22 protein-coding genes are annotated in these 21,283 nt (G+C 63.5%); 13 read left to right on the forward strand and 9 right to left on the reverse strand.

Translation table 11 applies throughout. The features are described 5' to 3' along the window. Positions 1-165 precede the first annotated feature (165 nt). Positions 166-393 (forward strand): YheU family protein, encoded by a 228-nt coding sequence (locus ACGLHT_RS25620; protein WP_137163217.1) that lies wholly within the window; start codon positions 166-168, stop codon positions 391-393. 114 nt (positions 394-507) lie between these two features. Here the strand turns inward: ACGLHT_RS25620 and csrA are convergent, their stop codons facing one another. Both csrA and ACGLHT_RS25630 read right to left on the reverse strand, forming a co-directional pair. Then, positions 508-696, reverse strand: a complete 189-nt coding sequence (csrA, locus tag ACGLHT_RS25625; protein ID WP_137163216.1) for a carbon storage regulator CsrA — start codon at positions 694-696, stop codon at positions 508-510. A 120-nt stretch (positions 697-816) separates the two neighbouring features. Beyond that, a complete protein-coding gene (locus ACGLHT_RS25630; protein WP_075044048.1) occupies positions 817-1,626 on the reverse strand; it encodes an SDR family oxidoreductase in 810 nt (269 codons plus the stop codon). 299 nt (positions 1,627-1,925) lie between these two features. Between ACGLHT_RS25630 and ACGLHT_RS25635 the strand changes: the two genes are divergently transcribed. Further along, a complete protein-coding gene (locus tag ACGLHT_RS25635; protein WP_013971433.1) occupies positions 1,926-2,078 on the forward strand; it encodes a DUF3309 family protein in 153 nt (50 codons plus the stop codon). Between the two features lie 54 nt (positions 2,079-2,132). Here the strand turns inward: ACGLHT_RS25635 and ACGLHT_RS25640 are convergent, their stop codons facing one another. From ACGLHT_RS25640 to ACGLHT_RS25650, 3 genes are all read right to left on the reverse strand, one after another. After that, positions 2,133-3,797 carry a cation acetate symporter gene (locus ACGLHT_RS25640; protein WP_013971432.1) on the reverse strand — a complete coding sequence of 555 codons (1,665 nt, stop codon included), beginning with the start codon at positions 3,795-3,797 and terminating at the stop codon, positions 2,133-2,135. Next, positions 3,794-4,105 carry a DUF485 domain-containing protein gene (locus ACGLHT_RS25645; protein WP_003260090.1) on the reverse strand — a complete coding sequence of 104 codons (312 nt, stop codon included), beginning with the start codon at positions 4,103-4,105 and terminating at the stop codon, positions 3,794-3,796. The genes ACGLHT_RS25640 and ACGLHT_RS25645 overlap by 4 nt, the downstream gene beginning before the upstream one ends. Before the next feature lie 250 nt (positions 4,106-4,355). Next, positions 4,356-5,216, reverse strand: coding sequence for a glycine betaine ABC transporter substrate-binding protein (locus tag ACGLHT_RS25650; protein WP_025338075.1), 861 nt, complete (start codon positions 5,214-5,216; stop codon positions 4,356-4,358). 197 nt (positions 5,217-5,413) lie between these two features. Here ACGLHT_RS25650 and ACGLHT_RS25655 point away from each other — a divergent pair, with 197 nt between their 5' ends. Then, on the forward strand, positions 5,414-6,982 hold the full coding sequence (locus tag ACGLHT_RS25655; RefSeq protein WP_274120166.1) for a beta (1-6) glucans synthase: 1,569 nt from the start codon (positions 5,414-5,416) through the stop codon (positions 6,980-6,982). Between the two features lie 121 nt (positions 6,983-7,103). Here ACGLHT_RS25655 and ACGLHT_RS25660 read toward each other — a convergent pair whose 3' ends face one another. Further along, positions 7,104-7,481 carry a hypothetical protein gene (locus ACGLHT_RS25660; RefSeq protein WP_025338073.1) on the reverse strand — a complete coding sequence of 126 codons (378 nt, stop codon included), beginning with the start codon at positions 7,479-7,481 and terminating at the stop codon, positions 7,104-7,106. 190 nt (positions 7,482-7,671) lie between these two features. Between ACGLHT_RS25660 and ACGLHT_RS25665 the strand changes: the two genes are divergently transcribed. Both ACGLHT_RS25665 and ACGLHT_RS25670 read left to right on the forward strand, forming a co-directional pair. Beyond that, positions 7,672-8,970: a serine/threonine protein kinase gene (locus ACGLHT_RS25665; protein ID WP_025338072.1), complete on the forward strand. Its 1,299-nt coding sequence runs from the start codon at positions 7,672-7,674 to the stop codon at positions 8,968-8,970. Further along, on the forward strand, positions 8,963-9,787 hold the full coding sequence (locus ACGLHT_RS25670; protein WP_274120165.1) for a VacJ family lipoprotein: 825 nt from the start codon (positions 8,963-8,965) through the stop codon (positions 9,785-9,787). Before ACGLHT_RS25665 ends, ACGLHT_RS25670 begins: the two co-directional genes overlap by 8 nt. Positions 9,788-9,886: 99 nt before the next feature. On the opposite strand, the gene ACGLHT_RS25675 is transcribed toward ACGLHT_RS25670, so the two are convergent. Beyond that, entirely contained in the window at positions 9,887-11,035 is a 1,149-nt protein-coding gene (locus ACGLHT_RS25675) for a patatin-like phospholipase family protein (protein WP_013971426.1), read from the reverse strand. A gap of 149 nt (positions 11,036-11,184) precedes the next feature. Beyond that, positions 11,185-12,120, reverse strand: a complete 936-nt coding sequence (locus ACGLHT_RS25680) for a lipid A biosynthesis lauroyl acyltransferase (protein ID WP_274120164.1) — start codon at positions 12,118-12,120, stop codon at positions 11,185-11,187. Between the two features lie 111 nt (positions 12,121-12,231). Here ACGLHT_RS25680 and minC point away from each other — a divergent pair, with 111 nt between their 5' ends. From minC to ACGLHT_RS25715, 7 genes are all read left to right on the forward strand, one after another. Beyond that, positions 12,232-12,990: a septum site-determining protein MinC gene (gene minC / locus ACGLHT_RS25685; protein WP_025338069.1), complete on the forward strand. Its 759-nt coding sequence runs from the start codon at positions 12,232-12,234 to the stop codon at positions 12,988-12,990. Positions 12,991-13,091: 101 nt separating this feature from the next. Beyond that, positions 13,092-13,904, forward strand: a complete 813-nt coding sequence (gene minD / locus ACGLHT_RS25690) for a septum site-determining protein MinD (protein WP_013971423.1) — start codon at positions 13,092-13,094, stop codon at positions 13,902-13,904. Between the two features lie 3 nt (positions 13,905-13,907). After that, positions 13,908-14,162, forward strand: a complete 255-nt coding sequence (gene minE / locus ACGLHT_RS25695) for a cell division topological specificity factor MinE (protein WP_025338068.1) — start codon at positions 13,908-13,910, stop codon at positions 14,160-14,162. A gap of 154 nt (positions 14,163-14,316) precedes the next feature. Beyond that, positions 14,317-14,952 carry an RluA family pseudouridine synthase gene (locus ACGLHT_RS25700; protein WP_025338067.1) on the forward strand — a complete coding sequence of 212 codons (636 nt, stop codon included), beginning with the start codon at positions 14,317-14,319 and terminating at the stop codon, positions 14,950-14,952. Between the two features lie 169 nt (positions 14,953-15,121). After that, entirely contained in the window at positions 15,122-16,411 is a 1,290-nt protein-coding gene (locus tag ACGLHT_RS25705) for a M18 family aminopeptidase (protein WP_137163210.1), read from the forward strand. Positions 16,412-16,628: 217 nt separating this feature from the next. After that, positions 16,629-16,796, forward strand: coding sequence for a hypothetical protein (locus ACGLHT_RS25710; RefSeq protein ID WP_170929313.1), 168 nt, complete (start codon positions 16,629-16,631; stop codon positions 16,794-16,796). 44 nt (positions 16,797-16,840) lie between these two features. Next, complete coding sequence (locus ACGLHT_RS25715; RefSeq protein ID WP_274120163.1) at positions 16,841-18,997, forward strand: mechanosensitive ion channel family protein; 2,157 nt, start codon at positions 16,841-16,843, stop codon at positions 18,995-18,997. Positions 18,998-19,108: 111 nt separating this feature from the next. On the opposite strand, the gene phnR is transcribed toward ACGLHT_RS25715, so the two are convergent. Continuing rightward, positions 19,109-19,822, reverse strand: a complete 714-nt coding sequence (phnR, locus tag ACGLHT_RS25720) for a phosphonate utilization transcriptional regulator PhnR (RefSeq protein WP_025338064.1) — start codon at positions 19,820-19,822, stop codon at positions 19,109-19,111. Between the two features lie 316 nt (positions 19,823-20,138). On the opposite strand from phnR, the gene ACGLHT_RS25725 reads away from it, so the two are divergent. Beyond that, positions 20,139-21,203, forward strand: a complete 1,065-nt coding sequence (locus ACGLHT_RS25725) for an ABC transporter substrate-binding protein (RefSeq protein WP_085617658.1) — start codon at positions 20,139-20,141, stop codon at positions 21,201-21,203. Positions 21,204-21,283: the final 80 nt, after the last annotated feature.

The following is a 21,283-nucleotide window of genomic DNA, read 5'->3' on the forward strand; positions in this document are numbered from 1 at the left end:
TACCTGTCACCAATAGCTATGGAGCAGCAGGCGGCTTGATCACCGTAACCGGTGTCCGGAAATACTTGACCAGAACACCTTGTGTCGCGATGGGCCGCAACGCGGCCCCAAAATCCCGAATGTTTCGCGTAGCATGCCCCCACCAACACCTAGGCAACGCCCACCATGCTGATCCCCTACGACCAACTGCAAGCCGAAACCCTGACCCGCCTGATTGAGGACTTCGTCACCCGTGACGGTACCGACAACGGCGACGACACCCCGCTGGAAACCCGCGTGCTGCGGGTGCGCCAGGCATTGGCCAAGGGCCAGGCGTTCATCCTGTTCGACCTGGAAAGCCAGCAGTGCCAGTTGCTAGCCAAGCATGATGTGCCCAGCGAGCTGCTCGACTAGCAGGTCAGGCCTCTTCGCGGGCTCGCCCGCTCCCACAGGAATTTCACAAGTCTTGAGAGCGGTGCAGTACCTGTGGGAGCGGGCGAGCCCGCGAAGAGGCCGGCACAGGCAACATCAGATTCCACGGGCTTTATCTTTCTGCCCTTCCTTGATGCGCTTGTACACCTCGGACCGATGCACCGGCACCTGCCGCGGTGCATCCACACCCAAGCGGACCATACCGTCCCGCGTTTCCACGACCATGATCCGAATGTCATCACCAATCACGATGATCTCTCCCACTTCGCGCCCTATTACCAGCATGCTCCGATCCTCCAGCGAAAGGGAAAACCGGAGCCTGCCTTGACGGCATAGAGCTACTCAATAGTTCTGCCGTGATTCAGAAGCGCCCTACATTTCCGGGTAATTTTCCTTACAGACGAATCATCGCGACTGAGCCTTGGCCCGCATTTTCACCGCCATTTCGGCCATCTCGTCGTACAGCCGCTCAGGGGCCTGGCGCTTCAGTTGCCAGGCCTGGCGCCCGGCCTCATGGGGCAGGATCAGGAACTCGCCAGCGGCAACCTGCCGGTGGATGTACTCGGCGATGTCCGCCGCATTGATCGGCGAGCCTTCCAGCAGCTTGCCAACCTGGGCTTTCATCGCCGGGTTCGGCCCGCGGAACGAGTCCAGCAGGTTGGTCTGGAAGAACGACGGGCACACCACGTGCACCGCTACCTCCAGTTGGCGTAGCTCGACCAGCAGGCTTTCCGACAGGGCCAGCACGCCGGCCTTGGCCACGTTGTAGTTGCTCATGCCCGGGCCCTGCATCAGCGCGGCCATCGAGGCGATGTTGATGATCCGCCCCTTGCTGCGCTCCAGCAGCGGCAGGAAGGCCTTGCAGCCCTTGACCACGCCCATCAGGTTGACCGCGATCTGCCAGTCCCAATCCTCCAGCGACAGTTCGGCGAAGAACCCGCCCGAAGCGACGCCGGCATTGTTGACGATCACGTCGATACCACCGAACTGTTCGGAGCAAGCCTGGGCCAGGGCGGTGAGCTGGCTGTAGTCGCGCACATCGCAACGCTGGACAAAGCCTTCGCCGCCAGCTGCGCGGGCCAGCTCCAGGGTTTCGCGCAGGCCGGCTTCGTTGACATCGGCCAGCGCCAGGCGCCAGCCCTCACGCGCCCAGCGCAGGGCGATCTCGCGACCGAGGCCGGATCCGGCGCCGGTGATCATGATGCGGTTTTGCATGGTGGCTGGCCTTGTTCTGATGGGTTGTGCAACCAGTCTAATCAAGGCCTGGGGGGCAGGCAGGGTTCATCAAGGTAGTGAATGGAGGGGCATGACTGTGTGGTCAGCCTGCACCGGCCTCTTCGCAGCACAAGGCTGCTCCTACAGGGACCGCACACAGCTGTAGGAGCAGCCTTGTGCTGCGAAGAGGCCGGTACAGGCACCACACAAATGGAATCTTTGACACTTACCACCAGTCCTTACTTACAAGAGGCCAGCAGTCCGAGGCCCTTGACCCTCAACCACGCAAGGACTCCGTCATGACCACGATTCTCATCATCATCCTGATCCTTCTGCTGATTGGTGGCTTACCGGTCTTCCCGCACTCGCGCAGCTGGGGCTATGGCCCGTCCGGCATCATCGGCGTGGTGCTGGTAGTTCTGCTGGTTTTGTTGCTACTAGGCATGATCTAGCAACGAAAACACAAAAAACCGCGCCGAAGCGCGGTTTTTTCATTGCCGGAAGGATCAGTGCGAAACAGCACCCGAAGCGCCCAGGCCAGTCTGCGAACGCACGAACTGCGGGAAGAACAGCGCACGTTCGTCTTCGGCAGCCTTGGACTTGTCGGTGACCGAGAAGAACCAGATACCGACGAAGGCGATCAGCATCGAGAACAGTGCCGGGTACTCGTACGGGTAGATCGGCTTCTCGTGGCCGAGGATCTGCACCCAGATGGTCGGGCCGAGGATCATCAGCGTCACCGCACTCACCAGGCCCAGCCAGCCGCCGATCATGGCACCGCGGGTGGTCAGCTTCTTCCAGTACATCGAGAGCAGCAGTACCGGGAAGTTGCAGCTGGCCGCGATGGAGAACGCCAGGCCGACCATGAAGGCGATGTTCTGCTTCTCGAACAGGATGCCCAGGCCGATCGCCAGTACGCCCAGGGCGACGGTGGTGATCTTCGACACGCGGATCTCGTCCTTGTCGTTGGCCTTGCCCTTGCGCCATACACTGGCGTACAGGTCGTGGGACACCGCCGAGGCACCGGCCAGGGTCAGGCCGGCAACCACTGCCAGGATGGTGGCGAAGGCAACAGCCGAGATGAAGCCGAGGAACACGCTGCCACCCACGGCGTTTGCCAGGTGCACCGCCGCCATGTTGTTGCCACCCAGCAGGGCGCCAGCGGCGTCCTTGAAGTCCGGGTTGGTGCTGACCAGCAGGATGGCGCCAAAGCCGATGATGAAGGTGAGGATGTAGAAGTAGCCGATGAAGCCGGTGGCGTACAGCACGCTCTTGCGCGCTTCCTTGGCGTCACTGACGGTGAAGAAGCGCATCAGGATGTGCGGCAGGCCGGCGGTACCGAACATCAACGCCAGGCCCAGCGAGAACGCCGAGATCGGGTCCTTGACCAGGCCGCCCGGGCTCATGATCGCCTCGCCCTTGGCGTGCACCTTGATCGCTTCGGAGAACAGGGTGTTGAAGTCGAAGCCCACGTGCTTCATCACCATCAGCGCCATGAAGCTGGCACCGGACAGCAGCAGCACAGCCTTGATGATCTGTACCCAGGTGGTGGCCAGCATGCCGCCGAACAGTACGTACAGGCACATCAGGATACCCACCAGGATCACCGCCACGTGGTAGTCCAGGCCGAACAGCAGCTCGATCAGCTTGCCGGCACCGACCATCTGCGCGATCAGGTAGAACGCCACCACCACCAGCGAACCGGAGGCCGACAGGGTGCGGATCTCCTTCTGCCCGAGGCGGTACGAGGCCACGTCGGCGAAGGTGTACTTGCCCAGGTTGCGCAGGCGTTCGGCGATCAGGAAGAGGATGATCGGCCAGCCGACCAGGAAGCCGATCGAGTAGATCAGGCCGTCGTAGCCAGAGGTGAACACGAGTGCGGAAATACCCAGGAACGAGGCGGCCGACATGTAGTCACCGGCAATCGCCAGGCCGTTCTGGAAGCCGGTGATCTTGCCACCGGCGGCGTAGTAGTCCGACGCCGACTTGTTGCGCTTGGAGGCCCAGTAGGTGATGCCGAGGGTGAAGGCGACGAAGGCCACGAACATGGCGATCGCGGAGACGTTCAGCGGTTGCTTCTGCACCTCGCCGGTCAGGGCATCGGCGGCCCACACGGCGGGTGCGAAGGCTCCGCAGGCCAGTACGGCCAGGGCTTTGGCGTGGCGAATCATTGTTGCGCCTCCTTCAGGATGGCCTTGTTCAGCTCATCGAATTCGCCGTTGGCGCGGCGTACGTAGATGGCGGTCAGGACGAATGCCGAGACGATCAGGCCGACGCCCAGGGGAATACCCCAGGTAATCGACGACTCAGGGCTGAGCTTGGTGCCCAGAATCTGAGGACCGTAGGCGATCAGGAGGATGAAGGCGCAGTACAGGCCGAGCATGATCGCCGAGAGAATCCAGGCGAACCGTTCGCGTTTGGTGACCAGCTCCTTGAAGCGGGGGCTGTTTTGTATCGAGAGGTAAATGCTGTCGTTCATTGTTTTTGTCCTAGCAGCACAGATAGGGGTGGAACCCACGACCCTTACTTTATGCGGCTATCGGACGCCAACCAGACGACCTTAGTCTTAGATGCAACGGTGTTTTACAGATCACGCAACAAAACAGCTTGCACATATCCCTGTAGGAGCAGCCTTGTGCTGCGAAGACGCCGGTACAGGCTGCCCGAATCTTCGCAGCTTGCACCAGCCTCTTCGCAGCACAAGGCTGCTCCTACAACGGAACGGGTTGTTACTTGCCAGTCCACTCCTTCACACGCTCAGGGTGCTTGGCCACCCAGTCCTTGGCCGCCGCTTCAGGCTTGGCGCCTTCCTGGATAGCCAGCATCACTTCGCCAATCTCGTCCTTCGACTGCCAGTTGAACTTCTTCAGGAACTCCGCCACTTCCGGGGCCTTGGTGGCCAGTTCCTTGCTGCCGATGCTGTTCACGGTTTCCGCGGCGCCATACACGCCTTTCGGGTCTTCGAGGAACTTCAGTTTCCACTTGGCGAACATCCAGTGCGGTACCCAGCCGGTCACCGCAATCGACTGCTGCTTGGCATAGGCACGGCCCAGTTCCGCAGTCATCGCCGCGCCAGAGCTGGCCTGCAGCTTGTAACCGGTCAGGTCGTAGTCCTTGATGGCCTGGTCGGTCTTGAGCATTACGCCAGAGCCGGCGTCGATGCCGACGATCTTCTGCTTGAAGGTGTCGTCGGTCTTGAGGTCGGCAATGCTCACCGCCTTGACGTACTCAGGGACGATCAGGCCGATCTTGGCGTCCTTGAAGTTCGGGCCGTAGTCGACCACGTTGTCCTTGTTCTTGGCCCAGTACTCGCCATGGGTCACCGGCAACCAGGCCGACAACATGGCATCGAGCTTGCCGGTTGCCACGCCCTGCCACATGATCCCGGTGGCCACGGCCTGCAACTTCACGTCGTAGCCGAGCTTCTGCTTGATCACTTCGGCGGCCACGTTGGTGGTCGCCACGCTGTCAGCCCAACCATCCACGTAACCAATGCTGACTTCTTTGGCCATTGCCTGTGCCGCACTCATGGCCAGTACCATGGCGGTGCCCACACCCAGGAAACGTCGCATTCTTGTAATAGCAGCCATCAAAGCATCCCCTCGTCAGGTCTCGGAATTTGCATCATCGTCCTGCAACAATAGTCGACCTGCTCCAGCTACGACCTGTAGCCGCCCCATATGCGACAGCACTATGCCATTAGCGCCATCGGCCTGCGCCGACCTGCGCGATCCTTGCATGCCAAAGGTTTGGCGCCGGGCTACTATCTACCCTTTTGCGCCTGACGATGGACCGCCCGATGCCCAGTTCTACCCGCCTGCTGCTGCCGTTGTACCTGCTTGCCTGCCTGCTCGCCCTGCTCGGGCTCGGAGGGCTCTGGTACGGGCTTGGCAAGCCGGTGCAACTGCCCGACGCGGCCAGCCCGACGCACAAGCTGCAATGCGCCTCGTACACCCCGTTCGACAAGGACCAGTCGCCCTACGACCAGCCGTTTCGCCTGCGCCCGGCGCGCATGGATGCCGACCTGGCGTTGCTGGCCGAGCGTTTTCAGTGCATCCGCACCTATTCCCAGACCGGTCTTGAGGCAATCCCGGCGCTGGCACGCAAGCATGGCCTGAAGGTGATGCTGGGTGCCTGGGTCAACGCCCACCCGGCCGACACCGAGAAAGAAATCGAGCTGCTGATCGCCGCCGCCAATGCCAACCCCGACGTGGTCAGCGCGGTGATCGTCGGCAACGAGACGCTGCTGCGCAAGGAAGTGACCGGCGCGCACCTGGCCACGCTGATCGCCCGGGTGAAAAGCCAGGTCAAGGTGCCGGTGACCTACGCCGATGTGTGGGAGTTCTGGTTGCAGCACCCGCAGGTGGCGCCTGCGGTGGACTTCCTGACTATCCACCTGCTGCCTTACTGGGAAGACGACCCACGTGGCATCGACGAAGCCCTGGCCCATGTCGCCGATGTACGCCGGGTGTTCGGCACGCGCTTCGCGCCGAAGGACGTCCTGATCGGCGAAACCGGCTGGCCCAGCGAAGGCCGCCAGCGCGAAACCGCGGAGCCCAGCAGGGTCAACGAGGCGCGTTTCATTCGCGGGTTCGTGGCCATGGCCGAAAGCAACGGCTGGCACTACAACCTGATCGAGGCGTTCGACCAGCCATGGAAGCGCGCCAATGAAGGGGCGGTCGGCGGTTACTGGGGGCTTTACGATGCCGACCGGCAGGACAAGGGCGTACTCGAAGGGCCAGTGAGCAACCTGCCTTACTGGCCGCAGTGGTTGCTGGCCAGTGCCCTGCTGATGGTGCTGATGCTGATGCTTACCGGGCGCCCGGCCACTCCGGTGGCGGCCATGCTGCTGCCGTTGCTGGCGGCGTTTGGGGCAGGCTGCCTGGGGCTTTGGGGCGAGCTGATGCGCACCCATGCGCGCTTTGCCGGGGAGTGGCTGTGGGCGGTGCTGCTGGCGGGGCTGAACCTGCTGGTGCTGGCCCATGCCGTGCTGGCCCTGGCGCGGCGCACGGGCTGGCGCGAGCGCCTGTACGCCTGGCTGCAGGCGCGGGCCGGCTGGCTGTTGCTGGCAGCGGGTTTTGCCGCGGCGGTGAGCATGCTGGCGATGGTGTTCGACCCACGCTATCGCAGCTTCCCCAGCGCAGCGTTGGCGTTGCCGGCGCTGGTATTTGCACTGTGGCCGGTGCCGGCGCGGCGGGCGGAGGTGGCGTTGCTGGCGTTCATCGTCGGTGCCGGGGTGGCGCCGCAGTTGTTTGTGGAAGGGTTGGAGAACCAACAGGCCTGGGGGTGGGCCGGGGTGAGTGTGCTGATGACCGCAGCCTTGTGGCGGAGCTTGCGCCTTGCTCGCACGGCCTGAAAATACACATCCCTGTAGGAGCGGCCTTGTGTCGCGATGGGCCGCAAAGCGGCCCCAGGATTAGCGCAATGGCATAGATTGCCGGGGCCGCTCTGCGGCCCATCGCGACACAAGGCCGCTCCTACAAAGTCCGCGTAGCACCAGCGTCCCGCACCAGCCGCAACCCCGCCAGCACCAGCGCGAACACGGCAATGCTGGCGGTATACAGCACCAGTGCCGGCACCGCGAACACCAACGCCACCACTGCCAGCCACCAGCCGCCACGCCCGGCAACCAACTGCGCCAGCAGCGCCAGCCCCAGCCCGCCCCAGGCCATCACCTGATGATGAATGCCCAGCCCCAGCAACGACCGTACCTCACACTGCCAGTACGCCGCCGGCGCCGTGCACAGCCCCACCCACTGCCCGTCCTCCATCAGCCCGTAGCGCACGCCATAACTGGCAGCAAGCCAAAGCCCCAGAAACAGCACAAGCAGCGCAGCCGGCAGCGAACGAGACATCCAGTTCTCCAATAGCGGAAATCGAAAGCATCCATGATCGCTTATGCCCAGTTGTAAGGCAAAATCACTTCCCTGCAGCTATGTTGCAGATAACAAGCACACCAAAGACCACCGCGCCTGGCAACTTTGCCCGCCCCGTTGTGGTCCTAGCCTGCACACTGCTCGACCTTGCGTTCTTTTGGGGGATTACATGCTTCGATCTTTGCGCCTCGCTGCCTTGCTCGGCGGCCTGCTCATGGCTGTGGCCGCTTCGGCGCGGGATATCGACGCCGCAAGCTATGGCTACCCCTTGACCAACCCGTTCGAGGCAACCATCGCCACCACGCCGCCGGACCAGCGCCCCACCCTGCCCGGCGACGACGAAATCAGCCAGTCCGATTACAGCCTCAACCTGCGCCCGGACCGTGAGTTCACCCTGCCCGACAACTTCTGGGCAGTGAAGAAGCTCAAGTACCGCCTGGCCCGCCAGGACCACGAGGCGCCGCTGATCTTCATCATCGCCGGCACCGGTGCACCCTACACCAGCAGCATCAACGAATACCTGAAAAAGCTGTTCTACCAGGCCGGCTTCCACGTGGTGCAGCTGTCCTCGCCCACCAGCTACGACTTCATGAGCGCAGCCTCGCGCTTCGCCACCCCAGGCGTCAGCCAGGATGATGCCGAAGACATGTACCGGGTGATGCAGGCCGTGCGCGCCCAGCACCCGCGCCTGCCAATCAGCGAGTTCTACCTCACCGGCTACAGCCTGGGCGCACTCGACGCTGCCTTTGTCAGCCACCTGGACGAAACCCGCCGCAGCTTCAACTTCAAGCGCGTGCTGCTGCTGAACCCGCCGGTCAACCTGTACACCTCGATCAACAACCTGGACAAGCTGGTGCAGACCCAGGTCAAGGGCATCGACCGCAGCACCACCTTCTACGAGCTGATGCTGGCCAAGCTGACCCGCTACTTCCAGGAAAAGGGCTACATCGACCTCAATGAAGCCTTGCTGTACGACTTCCAGCAGTCGCGCCAGCACCTGTCCAACGAGCAGATGGCCATGCTGATCGGCACCTCGTTCCGCTTCTCGGCGGCCGACATTGCCTTCACCTCCGACCTGATCAACCGCCGCGGCCTGATCATTCCGCCGAAATTCCCGATCACCGAGGGCAGCAGCCTCACGCCGTTCTTCAAGCGTGCCCTGCAGTGCGACTTCGACTGCTACATGACCGAGCAGGTCATCCCCATGTGGCGCGCCCGCACCGACGGCAACAGCATCCTGCAACTGGTCAACCAGGTCAGCCTGTATGCGCTGGAAGACTACCTGAGCAGCAGCGACAAGATCGCCGTGATGCACAACGCCGACGACGTCATCCTCGGCCCTGGCGACATCGGCTTCCTGCGCAAGGTGTTCGGTGAGCGCCTGACCCTTTACCCCCATGGCGGCCATTGCGGCAACCTCAATTACCGCGTCAACAGTGACGCCATGCTGGAGTTCTTCCGTGGTTAACAAACTCCTCTTCGCCACTGCACTGTTCGCCGCCGGCCAGGCCCTGGCCGCCGAAACCGCCCCTCGGGCCAGCGTGATCGAGGCCGACCCGCAAGTCACCGAAGCACCACTGGCGCCCGAGGCCGATGGTTTCGTCGACCCGCTGCGCGAGCTGAAATTCAACCCGGGGCTGGACCAGCGCGAGTTCGAGCGCTCCACCCTGCAAGCGCTGAACGTGTACGACCCGCTGGAGTCGATCAACCGGCGCGTCTATCACTTCAACTACCGCCTGGACCAATGGGTGCTGCTGCCGATGGTAAGCGGCTACCAGTACGTCACCCCACGCTTCGTGCGCACCGGGGTGACCAACTTCTTCAACAACCTGGGCGACGTGCCGAACCTGTTCAACAGCGTGTTGCAGTTGAAGGCCAAGCGCTCGGCGGAGATCACCGCGCGGCTGATGTTAAACACCATCATCGGCGTGGGTGGGCTGTGGGACCCGGCGACCAAGATGGGCCTGCCGCGGCAAAGTGAAGACTTTGGCCAGACCTTGGGCTTCTATGGCGTACCGGACGGGCCGTACCTGATGCTGCCGGTGCTGGGGCCGTCGAACCTGCGCGATACCACTGGGCTGGTGGTGGACTATGCAGGCGAACAGGCGATCAACTACCTGAACGTGGCCGAAGCCAGCAGCGACCACCCGGAAATCTCCGTGCTGCGCGTGGTGGACAAGCGCTACAGCACCAAATTCCGCTATGGCCAGCTCAACTCGCCGTTCGAGTACGAGAAGGTGCGGTATGTGTATACCCAGGCGCGCAAGTTGCAGATAGCCGAGTAGGCAGGCCAGGCCTCTTCGCAGCACAAGGCTGCTCCTACAAGGCGACGCGCTACCCTGTAGGAGCAGCCTTGTGCTGCGAAAAGGCCGGCACAAGCAACATCAAATCCCCAGGAACTGGCAAAGCTCCCGCTTCTTGGCCAAGGCATCCTTTCGCCCCAGCTCTATCAGCTCGCTGCAGTAACTGGCCTCGAACAGCAAATAGCTCAACACCCCCGCCCCGCTGGTACGTGTCGCCCCCGGCCCGCGCAGGAACATGCGCAAGGCCGCCGGCAACTCGCGCCGATGCCGCGCGGCAATTTCGTCCAGCGGCTGGCTGGGCGCCACCACCAGCACGTCGATTGGCGCCAGGCCCAGGCGCCGGGCGTCCAGGTGCGCCGGCAACAGGTGGCTCAGGTGGTTGAGGCGCTGCAGCAGCTCGATGTCGTCTTCCAGGCTGTCAATGAACGTGCTGTTGAGCATGTGCCCGCCGATCTGCGCCAGGCTCGGCTGCTGGCCGCTGAACACCCGCTGGGTCGGCAATGGTGGCGCCGGCCGCTGCGGGTTGCCACTGACCCCGACTACCAGTACCCGGCTGGCGCCCAGGTGCAGGGCCGGGCTGATCGGTGCCGACTGGCGTACCGCGCCATCACCGAAATATTCGTCGCCCAGCCGCACCGGGGCGAACAGTAGCGGGATGGCCGCGCTGGCCAGCAGGTGGTCGATGGTCAACGGCGTGGGCATGCCGATGCGGCGGTGGCGCAACCAGGCTTCGATGGTGCCGCGCCCCTGGTAGAAGGTCACCGCCTGGCCGGACTCGTAGCCAAAGGCGGTCACCGCGACGGCGCGCAGTTGCTCGGCGGCCAGGGAGTGGGCGATACCGTCCAGGTTCAGGTGCGCCTGCAGCAAGCCGCGCAATGGGCTGCTGTCCAGTAGCGCCACTGGCGCCGGGCCGCCCACGCCCAGCAGGTTGTGGGCGACGAAGCGGCTGGCCTGGCGGACCACACCGGGCCAGTCGCTGCGGATGACCAGGTGGCTGCGGAAGTTCTGCCAGAAGGCGGTGAGCCGTTGTACGGCGTCGCTGAAATGGGTGGCGCCGCTGGCCAGGGTGACGGCGTTGATGGCGCCGGCGGAGGTGCCGACGATGACCGGGAACGGGTTGTGCGCGCCAGCGGGCAGCAGTTCGGCGATGCCGGCCAGCACGCCGACCTGGTAGGCAGCGCGGGCGCCGCCGCCAGAAAGGATAAGACCGGTTACCGGGGGTGGGGCCATAGGAGTCCTTCCTGGGGTTGGTGTGCTGTCAGTGCCGGCCCTTTCGCAGGTAAACCCGCTCCCACAGGTATTGCACAGCCTTCAAGGCCTGTGGAGAACCTGTGGGAGCGGGTTCACCCGCGAATAGGCCGGCACAGGCAAAAGAAAATTCAGCGCTTCTTCTTGTCATACAGCCGCGGCTCCCCTTCGGGCCGCGACTTGAACCGGCGGTGCGCCCACAGGTACTGCTCGGGGCATTCGCGCAACACGCTTTCCACCCACTGGTTGATGCGCAGGCAGTCAGCCTCTTCGCTCTCCCCGGGGAAGTCCGCCAGCGGCGGGTGGATCACCAGGCGATAGCCGCTGCCATCCTCCAGGCGCTTCTGGGTGAACGGAATCACCTGTGCCTTGCCCAACCGGGCAAACTTGGTGGTGGCAGTCACCGTCGCCGCCGGGATGCCGAACAGTGGCACGAACAGGCTCTGCTTGGCGCCGTAGTCCTGATCCGGTGCGTACCAGATCGCCCGGCCCGAACGCAGCAGCTTGAGCATGCCGCGCACGTCCTCACGCTCCACCGCCAGCGAGTCGAGGTTATGCCGCTCGCGGCCGCTGCGCTGGATGAAGTCGAACAGCGGGTTGCCGTGCTCGCGGTACATGCCGTCGATGGTGTGCTGCTGGCCCAGTAGCGCGGCGCCGATTTCCAGGGTGGTGAAGTGCACCGCCATCAGGATGGCCCCCTGCCCCGCCTGCTGGGCGGCCTGCAGGTGCTCCAGCCCCTCGACATGGGCCAGGCGCGCCAGCCGGGCCTTGGGCCACCACCAGCTTATGGCCATTTCGAAGAAGGCGATACCGGTGGAGGCGAAGTTGGCCTTGAGCAGGCGCTGCCGTTCGTCGACCGACAGCTCCGGAAAGCACAGCTCCAGGTTGCGCGCGGCAATGCGCCGCCGCTCACCGGCAAAGCGGTACATCACCGCTCCCAGCGCGGCACCGACTTTCAACAGGACCCGGTACGGCAACTGGACCACCAGCCACAGCAGGCCCAGGCCCAGCCACAGGCCCCAGAAACGTGGGTGAAGGAAATAGGGACGAAAACGCGGGCGTTCCATTGAAGCTTCCGGAAAGACAAAGGCCGCGCATTCTACAACGGATCAGCGCATGTTGCGGGCAACCGGTCTTATCGTTATAAGTCAGGGCACTTTTTTCGCAACAAGCCGTCTATGCAGACCATGAGCCCAAACCACACACCCGACACCGCCTCCGTGTTCCAGCTCAAGGGCAGCATGCTCGCCATTACAGTGCTGGAACTGGCGCGCAATGACCTTGAAGCCCTCGACCGCCAACTGGCGGCCAAAGTCGCCCAGGCACCGAACTTCTTCAGCAACACGCCGCTGGTGCTGGCGCTGGACAAGCTGCCGGCCGACGAGGGGGCAATCGACCTGCCCGGCTTGATGCGGATCTGCCGCCACCACGGCCTGCGTACCCTGGCCATCCGCGCCAACCGCATCGAGGACATCGCCGCCGCCATTGCCATCGACCTGCCGGTGCTGCCGCCATCCGGCGCCCGCGAACGGCCGCTGGAGCCCGAACCCGAGGTGAAGAAGCCAGAGCCGGCCCCTGTCCCGCCGCCAATCCTCGAACCCGAGGTGCGCCCGACCCGCATCATCACTTCGCCAGTACGTGGCGGCCAGCAGATCTACGCCCAGGGCGGCGACCTGGTGGTGACCGGTTCGGTCAGCCCGGGGGCGGAACTTCTGGCCGATGGCAACATCCATGTGTACGGCGCCATGCGCGGCCGCGCCCTGGCCGGCATCAAAGGCAATACCAAGGCACGTATCTTCTGCCAGCAGATGACCGCCGAAATGGTTTCCATCGCCGGCCAGTACAAGGTATGCGAAGACCTGCGCCGCGACCCGCTGTGGGGCACTGGCGTGCAAGTCAGCCTGTCTGGCGACGTGTTGAACATCACCCGTCTTTAACGGATACTTGCCAGCATTTTTAGTGCAACTTTTCTTACCGTTGCCGTTTATTTGTATTTTTGCAGGGACTTGTGTCCCGATTATTTTAGGGGTGAAACACCTTGGCCAAGATTATCGTGGTTACTTCCGGCAAGGGGGGTGTGGGCAAGACCACCACCAGCGCCGCCATTGGTACCGGCCTCGCACTGCGTGGCCACAAGACCGTCATCGTCGACTTCGACGTGGGCCTGCGTAACCTCGACCTGATCATGGGCTGCGAACGCCGCGTGGTGTACGACTTCGTCAACGTGGTCAACGGCGAAGCCAACCTGCAACAGGCCCTGATCAAGGACAAGCGCCTCGAGAACCTGTACGTGCTGGCCGCCAGCCAGACCCGTGACAAGGACGCGCTGACCCAGGAAGGCGTGGAAAAGGTCCTGATGGAGCTGAAGAAAGACTTCGACTTCGTCATCTGCGACTCGCCGGCCGGTATCGAGAAAGGCGCACACCTGGCCATGTACTTTGCCGACGAAGCCGTCGTGGTCACCAACCCCGAGGTGTCCTCGGTACGTGACTCCGACCGCATGCTGGGCATCCTGTCGAGCAAGTCGCGCCGCTCCGAGAACGGCGAAGAGCCGATCAAGGAACACCTGCTGATCACCCGCTACCACCCGGAGCGCGTGGAAAAGGGCGAAATGCTGAGCATCGCCGACGTCGAAGAGATCCTGGCGATCAAGCTCAAGGGTGTGATCCCCGAGAGCCAGGCAGTGCTCAAGGCTTCCAACCAGGGTATCCCGGTCATCCTCGACGACCAGAGCGATGCCGGCCAGGCCTATAGCGATACCGTCGACCGTCTGCTGGGCAAAGAAAAGCCCCTGCGGTTCATCGAAGTGCCGAAGCAAGGATTCTTCGCGCGCCTGTTTGGAGGCAAGTAAACCATGAACCTTTTTGACTTCTTTCGTGGCAGACAGAAAACTACCAGCGCGTCGGTAGCGAAAGAGCGTCTACAGATCATCGTGGCGCACGAGCGCGGCCAACGCAGCGAACCGGACTACCTGCCAGCGCTGCAGAAAGAACTGCTGGAAGTGATCCGCAAATATGTGAACATCGGCAACGATGATGTGCATATCGAGCTGGAAAACCAGGGTAGCTGCTCGATTCTGGAACTGAACATCACATTGCCGGATCGCTGATCCGCGCAATTGGCCATCGGGGCTGCCTTGCAGCCCATTCGCGGCACAAGGCCGCTCCTACAGGGATACGCATTTCCTTGTAGGAGCGGCCTTGTGCCGCGAATGGGCCGCAAGGCGGCCCCGATGGTTTCCCCGATATCACAGAGATACTGCAATGCCGCTGTCCAACATCCAGATCCTGCACGAAGACGCCGCCATCCTGGTGATCAACAAACCGACCCTGCTGCTGTCGGTACCCGGCCGCGCCGAGGACAACAAGGACTGCCTGATCACTCGCCTGCAGGAAAACGGCTACCCCGACGCGCTGATCGTGCACCGCCTGGACTGGGAAACTTCCGGCATCATCCTGCTGGCCCGGGATGCCGACAGCCACCGTGAGCTGTCGCGCCAGTTCCACGACCGCGAAACCGAAAAGGCCTACACCGCGCTGTGCTGGGGCCAGCCGGCGCTGGACAGCGGCAGCATCGACCTGCCGCTGCGCTACGACCCGCCGACCAAGCCACGGCATGTGGTGGACCACGAACAGGGCAAGCATGCGCTGACCTTCTGGCGCATCGTCGAACGCTGCGGTGATTACTGCCGGGTAGAGCTGACACCGATTACCGGGCGTTCGCACCAGTTGCGCGTGCACATGCTGTCGATCGGGCACCCGTTGCTGGGCGACCGGCTGTATGCCAACCCCGAGGCACTGGCTGCCCATGAACGGCTGTGCCTGCATGCCTCGATGCTGAGCTTTACCCACCCGGTGTCCGGGGTGCGGTTGAAGTTCGAGTGCCCTGCGCCCTTCTGATTGTGTACAGCCTGTACTGGCCTCTTCGCGGCTAAAGCCGCTCCCACAGGGATCGCACCGCTTTCGACGGTTGTGCAGTACCTGTGGGAGCGGCTTCAGCCGCGAAGAGGCAGACACAATTTGTCGACCTAATACGCTAAACTCGCGCCACTGCTGTCTGGAGTGAGCTATGCGCGACGTACTGAATTCTGGCCTTATCGACTTCCTCAAGGCCTCCCCCACGCCCTTCCACGCCACCGCCAGCCTGGCCCAGCGCCTGGAAGCTGCCGGCTACCAGCGCCTGGACGAGCGCGACAGCTGGGCCACAGTGCCTGGCGGCCGCTACTACGTCACCCGCAACGACTCGTCGATCATCGCCATCAAGCTGGGCAAGCAGGCACCGTTGCTGAACGGTATCCGCATGGTCGGCGCCCACACCGACAGCCCGTGCCTGCGGGTCAAGCCGCAGCCCGAGCTGCAGCGCCAGGGCTTCCTGCAACTGGGCGTCGAAGTGTATGGCGGCGCCCTGCTGGCGCCATGGTTCGACCGCGACCTGTCGCTGGCCGGCCGGGTCACCTACCGCCGTGACGGCAAGGTCGAAAGCCAGTTGATCGACTTCAAGCTGCCAATCGCGGTCATCCCCAACCTGGCGATCCATCTCAACCGCACCGCCAACGAAGGCTGGACGATCAACCCGCAGAACGAGCTGCCGCCGATCCTGGCCCAGGTAGCGGGTGACGAACGCATCGACTTCCGCGCCCTGCTCACCGAGCAACTGGCCCGCGAGCACGAACTGATCGCCGATGTGGTGCTGGATTACGAGCTGAGCTTCTACGACACCCAGGACGCCGCGCTGGTCGGCCTGAACGGCGACTTCATCGCCGGTGCGCGCCTGGACAACCTGTTGTCGTGCTACGCCGGCCTGCAGGCCCTGCTGGCCGCCGACAGCGACGAAACCTGCGTACTGGTGTGCAACGACCACGAAGAAGTCGGCAGCTGCTCGGCCTGTGGCGCCGACGGGCCGATGCTGGAGCAGACCCTGCAACGCCTGCTGCCGGATGGCGACGCCTACGTGCGCACCATCCAGCGCTCGCTGATGGTGTCGGCCGACAACGCCCACGGCGTGCACCCCAACTACGCCGACAAGCACGACGGCAACCACGGGCCCAAGCTCAACGCCGGGCCGGTAATCAAGGTGAACAACAACCAGCGCTACGCAACCAACAGCGAGACCGCCGGGTTCTTCCGCCACCTGTGCATGGCCGAGGAAGTGCCGGTGCAGAGCTTCGTGGTACGCAGCGACATGGGCTGTGGCTCGACCATCGGGCCGATTGCAGCCAGCCACCTGGGCGTGCGTACGGTGGATATCGGCTTGCCGACCTTTGCCATGCATTCGATTCGCGAGCTGTGCGGCAGCCATGACCTGGCGCACCTGGTGAAGGTGCTGAGCGCCTTCTACCGTTGCCGCGAGTTGCCTTGAGATCCTGAAGACCACCCCGCCCTTTGTAGGAGCAGCCTTGCGCTGCGAAGAGGCCGGTACAACCAGCAGAGATGCTTGGGGTGTACTGGCCTCTTCGCAGCGCAAGGCTGCTCCTACAGAGAGCGTCGTTGCCTGGTTCAGTGCTCAAGGTCAATCCCGCTTCGTCTGCCACCCGCTATGCTTGTTACATGGCCCCACTGCAAAAGGATTGCTGTCCATGTCCCCGTTTCTGTCCCTGTTCGTGCCGGTGTTTCTGTTCCTGATGTTGCTGACCATCGGTTTCAGTCTGCGCGAGCGCAACATCGGCGTACTGATGATGTGGATCGGTACCTTGGGCATCTTCGGCCTCACCTGCTGGAAGATCCTCGAGAAACTGCCGTCATAAACCTCTACACTCGGCCAATCGTTTGACCTGAGGTAGTTTTGCCAGTGCCTGCCCTCCTGCGTTGCCTGTTCCTGCTGCTGTTCCTGTTTGTCACCCCGCTACAGGCTGCGGGCCTGCCAGGCCTGCTGGGTGGCAGCGCGCCCGCACAGCCAGAGGCCAGCGAACCGCTGGGCAAGTCGCTGGACGAGGTGATCAAGAACCTGGAAAACGACCAGCAGCGGGCCAAGTTGCTGGCCGACCTGAAAAAGCTGCGCGACGCAACCAGGCAATCGCAACCCACCGTCGAACAGGGCGTGCTCGGCCTGATCGGCGGCGCCCTGCATGACTTCGAAAAGCAGTTCAGCGGCGATGCCAGCCCATTCCATCGCTGGGCCGCGGAAATCGAACAGGCCCAGGCCGAACTGACCGAGTTGATGGTGCCGGTGCACCAGTGGCCGGCCATCCTGTTCGGCTTTGCCGCCGTCATTGCCGTCTGGAGCGTGCTGGCCTACGCCTTCAACTGGGTCGGGCATCGGGTACGCCTGCGTTTTGGCCTGAGCGAGGAACTGCCACAGCACCCGCGCACCTGGGACCTGGTGCGCTTCGCCCTGCGCAAGCTGGGCCCGTGGCTGGTTGCGCTATTGTTCACCGTGTACCTGAGCTTCGTGCTGCCGCCGTCGCTGGGCAAGTCGCTGGCCATGGTGCTGGCATACGCACTGGTGGTCGGCACCTGCTTCTCGGCCATCTGCGTGATCGCCTTCTCGCTGCTCGACGGCCCCCACCGCCACCGCGCCCTGCACATCCTGCGCCACCAGGCGTTCCGCCCGCTGTGGCTGATCGGCAGCTTCGCCGCGTTTGGCGAAGCGATGAGCGACCCGCGCCTGATGGTCGCCCTCGGTACCCACCTGGCCCACGCCCTGGCCACCCTGGCCAACGTGATTGCGGCGCTGTGCACCGGGCTGTTCATCCTGCGCTTCCGCCGCCCGATCGCCCACCTGATCCGCAACCAGCCACTGTCACGGCGCCTGACCCGGCGCACCCTCAGCGACACCATCGAGATCCTCGGCAGCTTCTGGTTCGTGCCGGCACTGATCCTGGTGGCGATTTCGCTGTTCGCTACCTTCATCTCGGCCGGCGACACCAGCACCGCCCTGCGCCAATCGCTGATGTGCACGGTGCTGGTGGTGGTGTGCATGGTGCTCAACGGCCTGGTGCGCCGCCACGCCGCCAACCCCAAGCGCGCCAACAAACGCCAGGCGGTGTATGCCGAGCGCCTGCGCAACTTCGGTTACCTGCTGGTGCACCTGTTCATCTGGCTGGTGTTCATCGAGCTGGGGCTGCGCGTGTGGGGCCTGTCGATGATCAGCTTCGCCGAGGGCGAGGGCCACGACATAAGCGTGCGCCTGCTGGGCCTGGCCGGCACGCTGATCGTCGCCTGGCTGGTGTGGATCCTTGCCGACACCGCCGTGCACCACGCCCTGGTGCGTTCGCGCCGAGGCCTGGCCAACGCCCGCGCGCAAACCATGATGCCGTTGATCCGCAACGTGATGTTCGTGGTCATCTTCATCATCGCGGTGATCGTCGCCCTGGCCAACATGGGCATGAACGTCACCCCGCTGCTGGCCGGTGCCGGTGTGATCGGCCTGGCCATCGGCTTTGGTGCGCAGTCACTGGTGGCCGACCTGATCACCGGGCTGTTCATCATCATCGAGGACTCGCTGGCCATCGACGACTACGTCGATGTGGGTGGGCACCTGGGCACGGTGGAGGGGCTGACCATCCGTACCGTGCGCCTGCGTGACATCGACGGCATCGTGCATACCATCCCGTTCAGCGAGATCAAGAGCATCAAGAACTACTCCCGCGAGTTCGGTTACGCGATCTTCCGCGTGGCGATCCCGCACAGCATGAACATCGACCAGGCGATCACGCTGATTCGCGAAGTGGGGCAGAAGCTGCGCAACGACCCGCTGATGCGCCGCAACATCTGGTCGCCGCTGGAGTTGCAGGGGGTGGAGAGCTTCGAGTCAGGGTCGGCGATCTTGCGGGCGCGGTTCAAGACTGCGCCTATCAAGCAGTGGGAAGTGTCGCGGGCGTTCAACCTGGCGTTGAAGCGGCAGCTGGATGAGGCCGGGCTGGATTTGGCTACGCCGCGGTTGTCGGTGCAGGTGGTGACGGCGGCTGGTGGCACGATGGCAGATGGCAACGCCGTATCGAACTAGGGCCGCTTCGCGCCCCATCGCGACACAAGGCCGCTCCTACAGGAGTACGCGCTCCCCTGTAGGAGCGGCCTTGTGTCGCGATGGGCTGCAAAGCAGCCCCAAAAACCATGGTCAACCCGCCTGGGCGCGGATGCGGATGGCATCATGCCGCCAATACTCCAGGTCACAGTCGATCAGGTGCCCATGCTGGTCACTGTTGACCCGGGTGATATGCAGCCCAGGGCTTCCCGCCGACACCTTCAAGGCACTGGCCGCCTCCACCGGTAACGCCGTCGGCAAGATCTCGAAGCACACCTGCCCATACTGGATGCCATACACCCGCCCATAAATCTCGGTCAGCGACTGGGCCAGGTCCTGTTCGAGAATCTCCGGGAAGTACCGGGGGTTGAGGTAGTGCTCGGCATACAGCACCGCCCGCCCATCGATCCGCCGTAACCGGCAGATACGTACCACGCTGGACAACGCCGGCAGCTGCAAGCGCGCACAGATGGCCGCCGAGGCCGGCTGCAGCCGCGCCGACAAGAGTTCGGTACTGGGCACCCGCCCCTGGTCGCGGACCATGGCATGGAAGTGGCTGCGCTCGATCAGGTCGTAGGTCAGCCGCTCGGGCGCGACGAACCAGCCGCGGCGCTCTTCGCGGTAGATCAGCCCCTGGGCTTCCAGCTGCACCAGCGCCTCACGCAGGGTAATGCGCGTGGTATCGAACACCTCGCTGAGCTTGCGCTCGGCCGGCAGCTTGCCGCCCGGCGCCAGCAGGCCGTGCTCGATCTGCTCCTGCAGGGCGTGACAGATGGCTGTTACCGCACGCGGTGGCATCGACTGCATCAAAGGTTACCTATCTGGACTAGTCCAGCCCCAGAACAGGGCACTTGGAGAATAGTGCAAGCCTAGGCAGGGCTGATGAACATCCTGTGACAAGGCTTTGGCCAGGCACTGCCAGAAACGCGCCAACCCAGCAGAACCGGGGCGGTTCCGTGGTCTACGCTGTAGCTTCAGGGCCTTCACCGGCCCTTCCCTACATCAAACTGTCACGCAAGCAGCCTACCTTGGCTCAAGGTTTGCTGACCTAGACCAACGGTCACCAGACAACGGCTTCACTCATAACAACCATCGCTAAAGGCACCCACCCAAGGAGCTTCGGATGAAAAAGTTGTTCATGGCGTCACTGCTCGGTTCGGCCATCGCCCTGTGTACCACGGCCATGGCCGCCGATACCGACCTCAAGGCCCTGGAAGACGCCGCCCGCAAGGAAGGCAACGTCAACAGCGTGGGCATGCCCGATGCCTGGGCCAACTGGAAAGGCACCTGGGAAGACCTGGCCAGCAAGTACGGCCTCAAGCACAGCGACACCGACATGAGCTCGGCCCAGGAAATCGCCAAGTTCGAAGCCGAGAAGGACAACGCCAGCGCCGACATCGGCGACGTGGGTGCCGCCTTCGGCCCGATCGCCGTGAGCAAGGGCGTGAGCCAGGCGTACAAGCCGAGCACCTGGGACCAGGTGCCGACCTGGGCCAAGGACAAGGACGGCCACTGGGCGCTGGCCTATACCGGCACCATCGCCTTCATCATCAACAAGGACCTGGTCAAGGAAGGCGAGCGGCCAACCTCCTGGCACGACCTGGAAAAAGGCAAGTACAAGGTCGCCATCGGTGACGTCGGCACCGCTGCCCAGGCCGCCAACGGCGTGCTGGCTGCGGCGATCGCCTACAAGGGTGACGAGACCAACCTGGCACCGGGGCTGCAGCTGTTCACCAAGCTGGCCCAGCAGAAGCGCCTGTCGCTGGCCAACCCGACCATCCAGACCCTGGAGAAGGGCGAGGTGGAAGTGGGCGTGGTGTGGGACTTCAACGGCCTAAGCTACCGTGAACAGATCGACCCCAAGCGTTTCGAAGTGCTGATCCCGTCGGATGGCTCGGTGATCTCCGGCTATACCACCGTCATCAACAAGTACGCCAAGCACCCGAACGCGGCCAAACTGACGCGTGAATACATCTTCAGCGACGCCGGGCAGATCAACCTGGCCAAGGGACATGCGCGGCCGATCCGTGCCGAGCACCTGAAGCTGCCGGACGATGTACAGGCCAAGCTGCTGCCCAACGAACAGTACAAGGCCGCGCAGCCGATCAAGAATGCCGAGGCCTGGGAAGCGAGCTCGAAGAAACTGCCGCAGATGTGGCAGGAGCAAGTGATCATCGAGATGGAGTAAGGCAGGACCATCCTGGGGCTGCTGCGCAGCCCATCGCGACGCAAGGCCGCTCCCACAGGGCCTGCGTCGCCCCAGAGGTT

The sequence above is a fragment of the Pseudomonas sp. PsB genome (assembly GCF_043658375.1).
In the GTDB taxonomy this organism is placed as follows: Bacteria; Pseudomonadota; Gammaproteobacteria; order Pseudomonadales; family Pseudomonadaceae; genus Aquipseudomonas; species Aquipseudomonas putida_Z.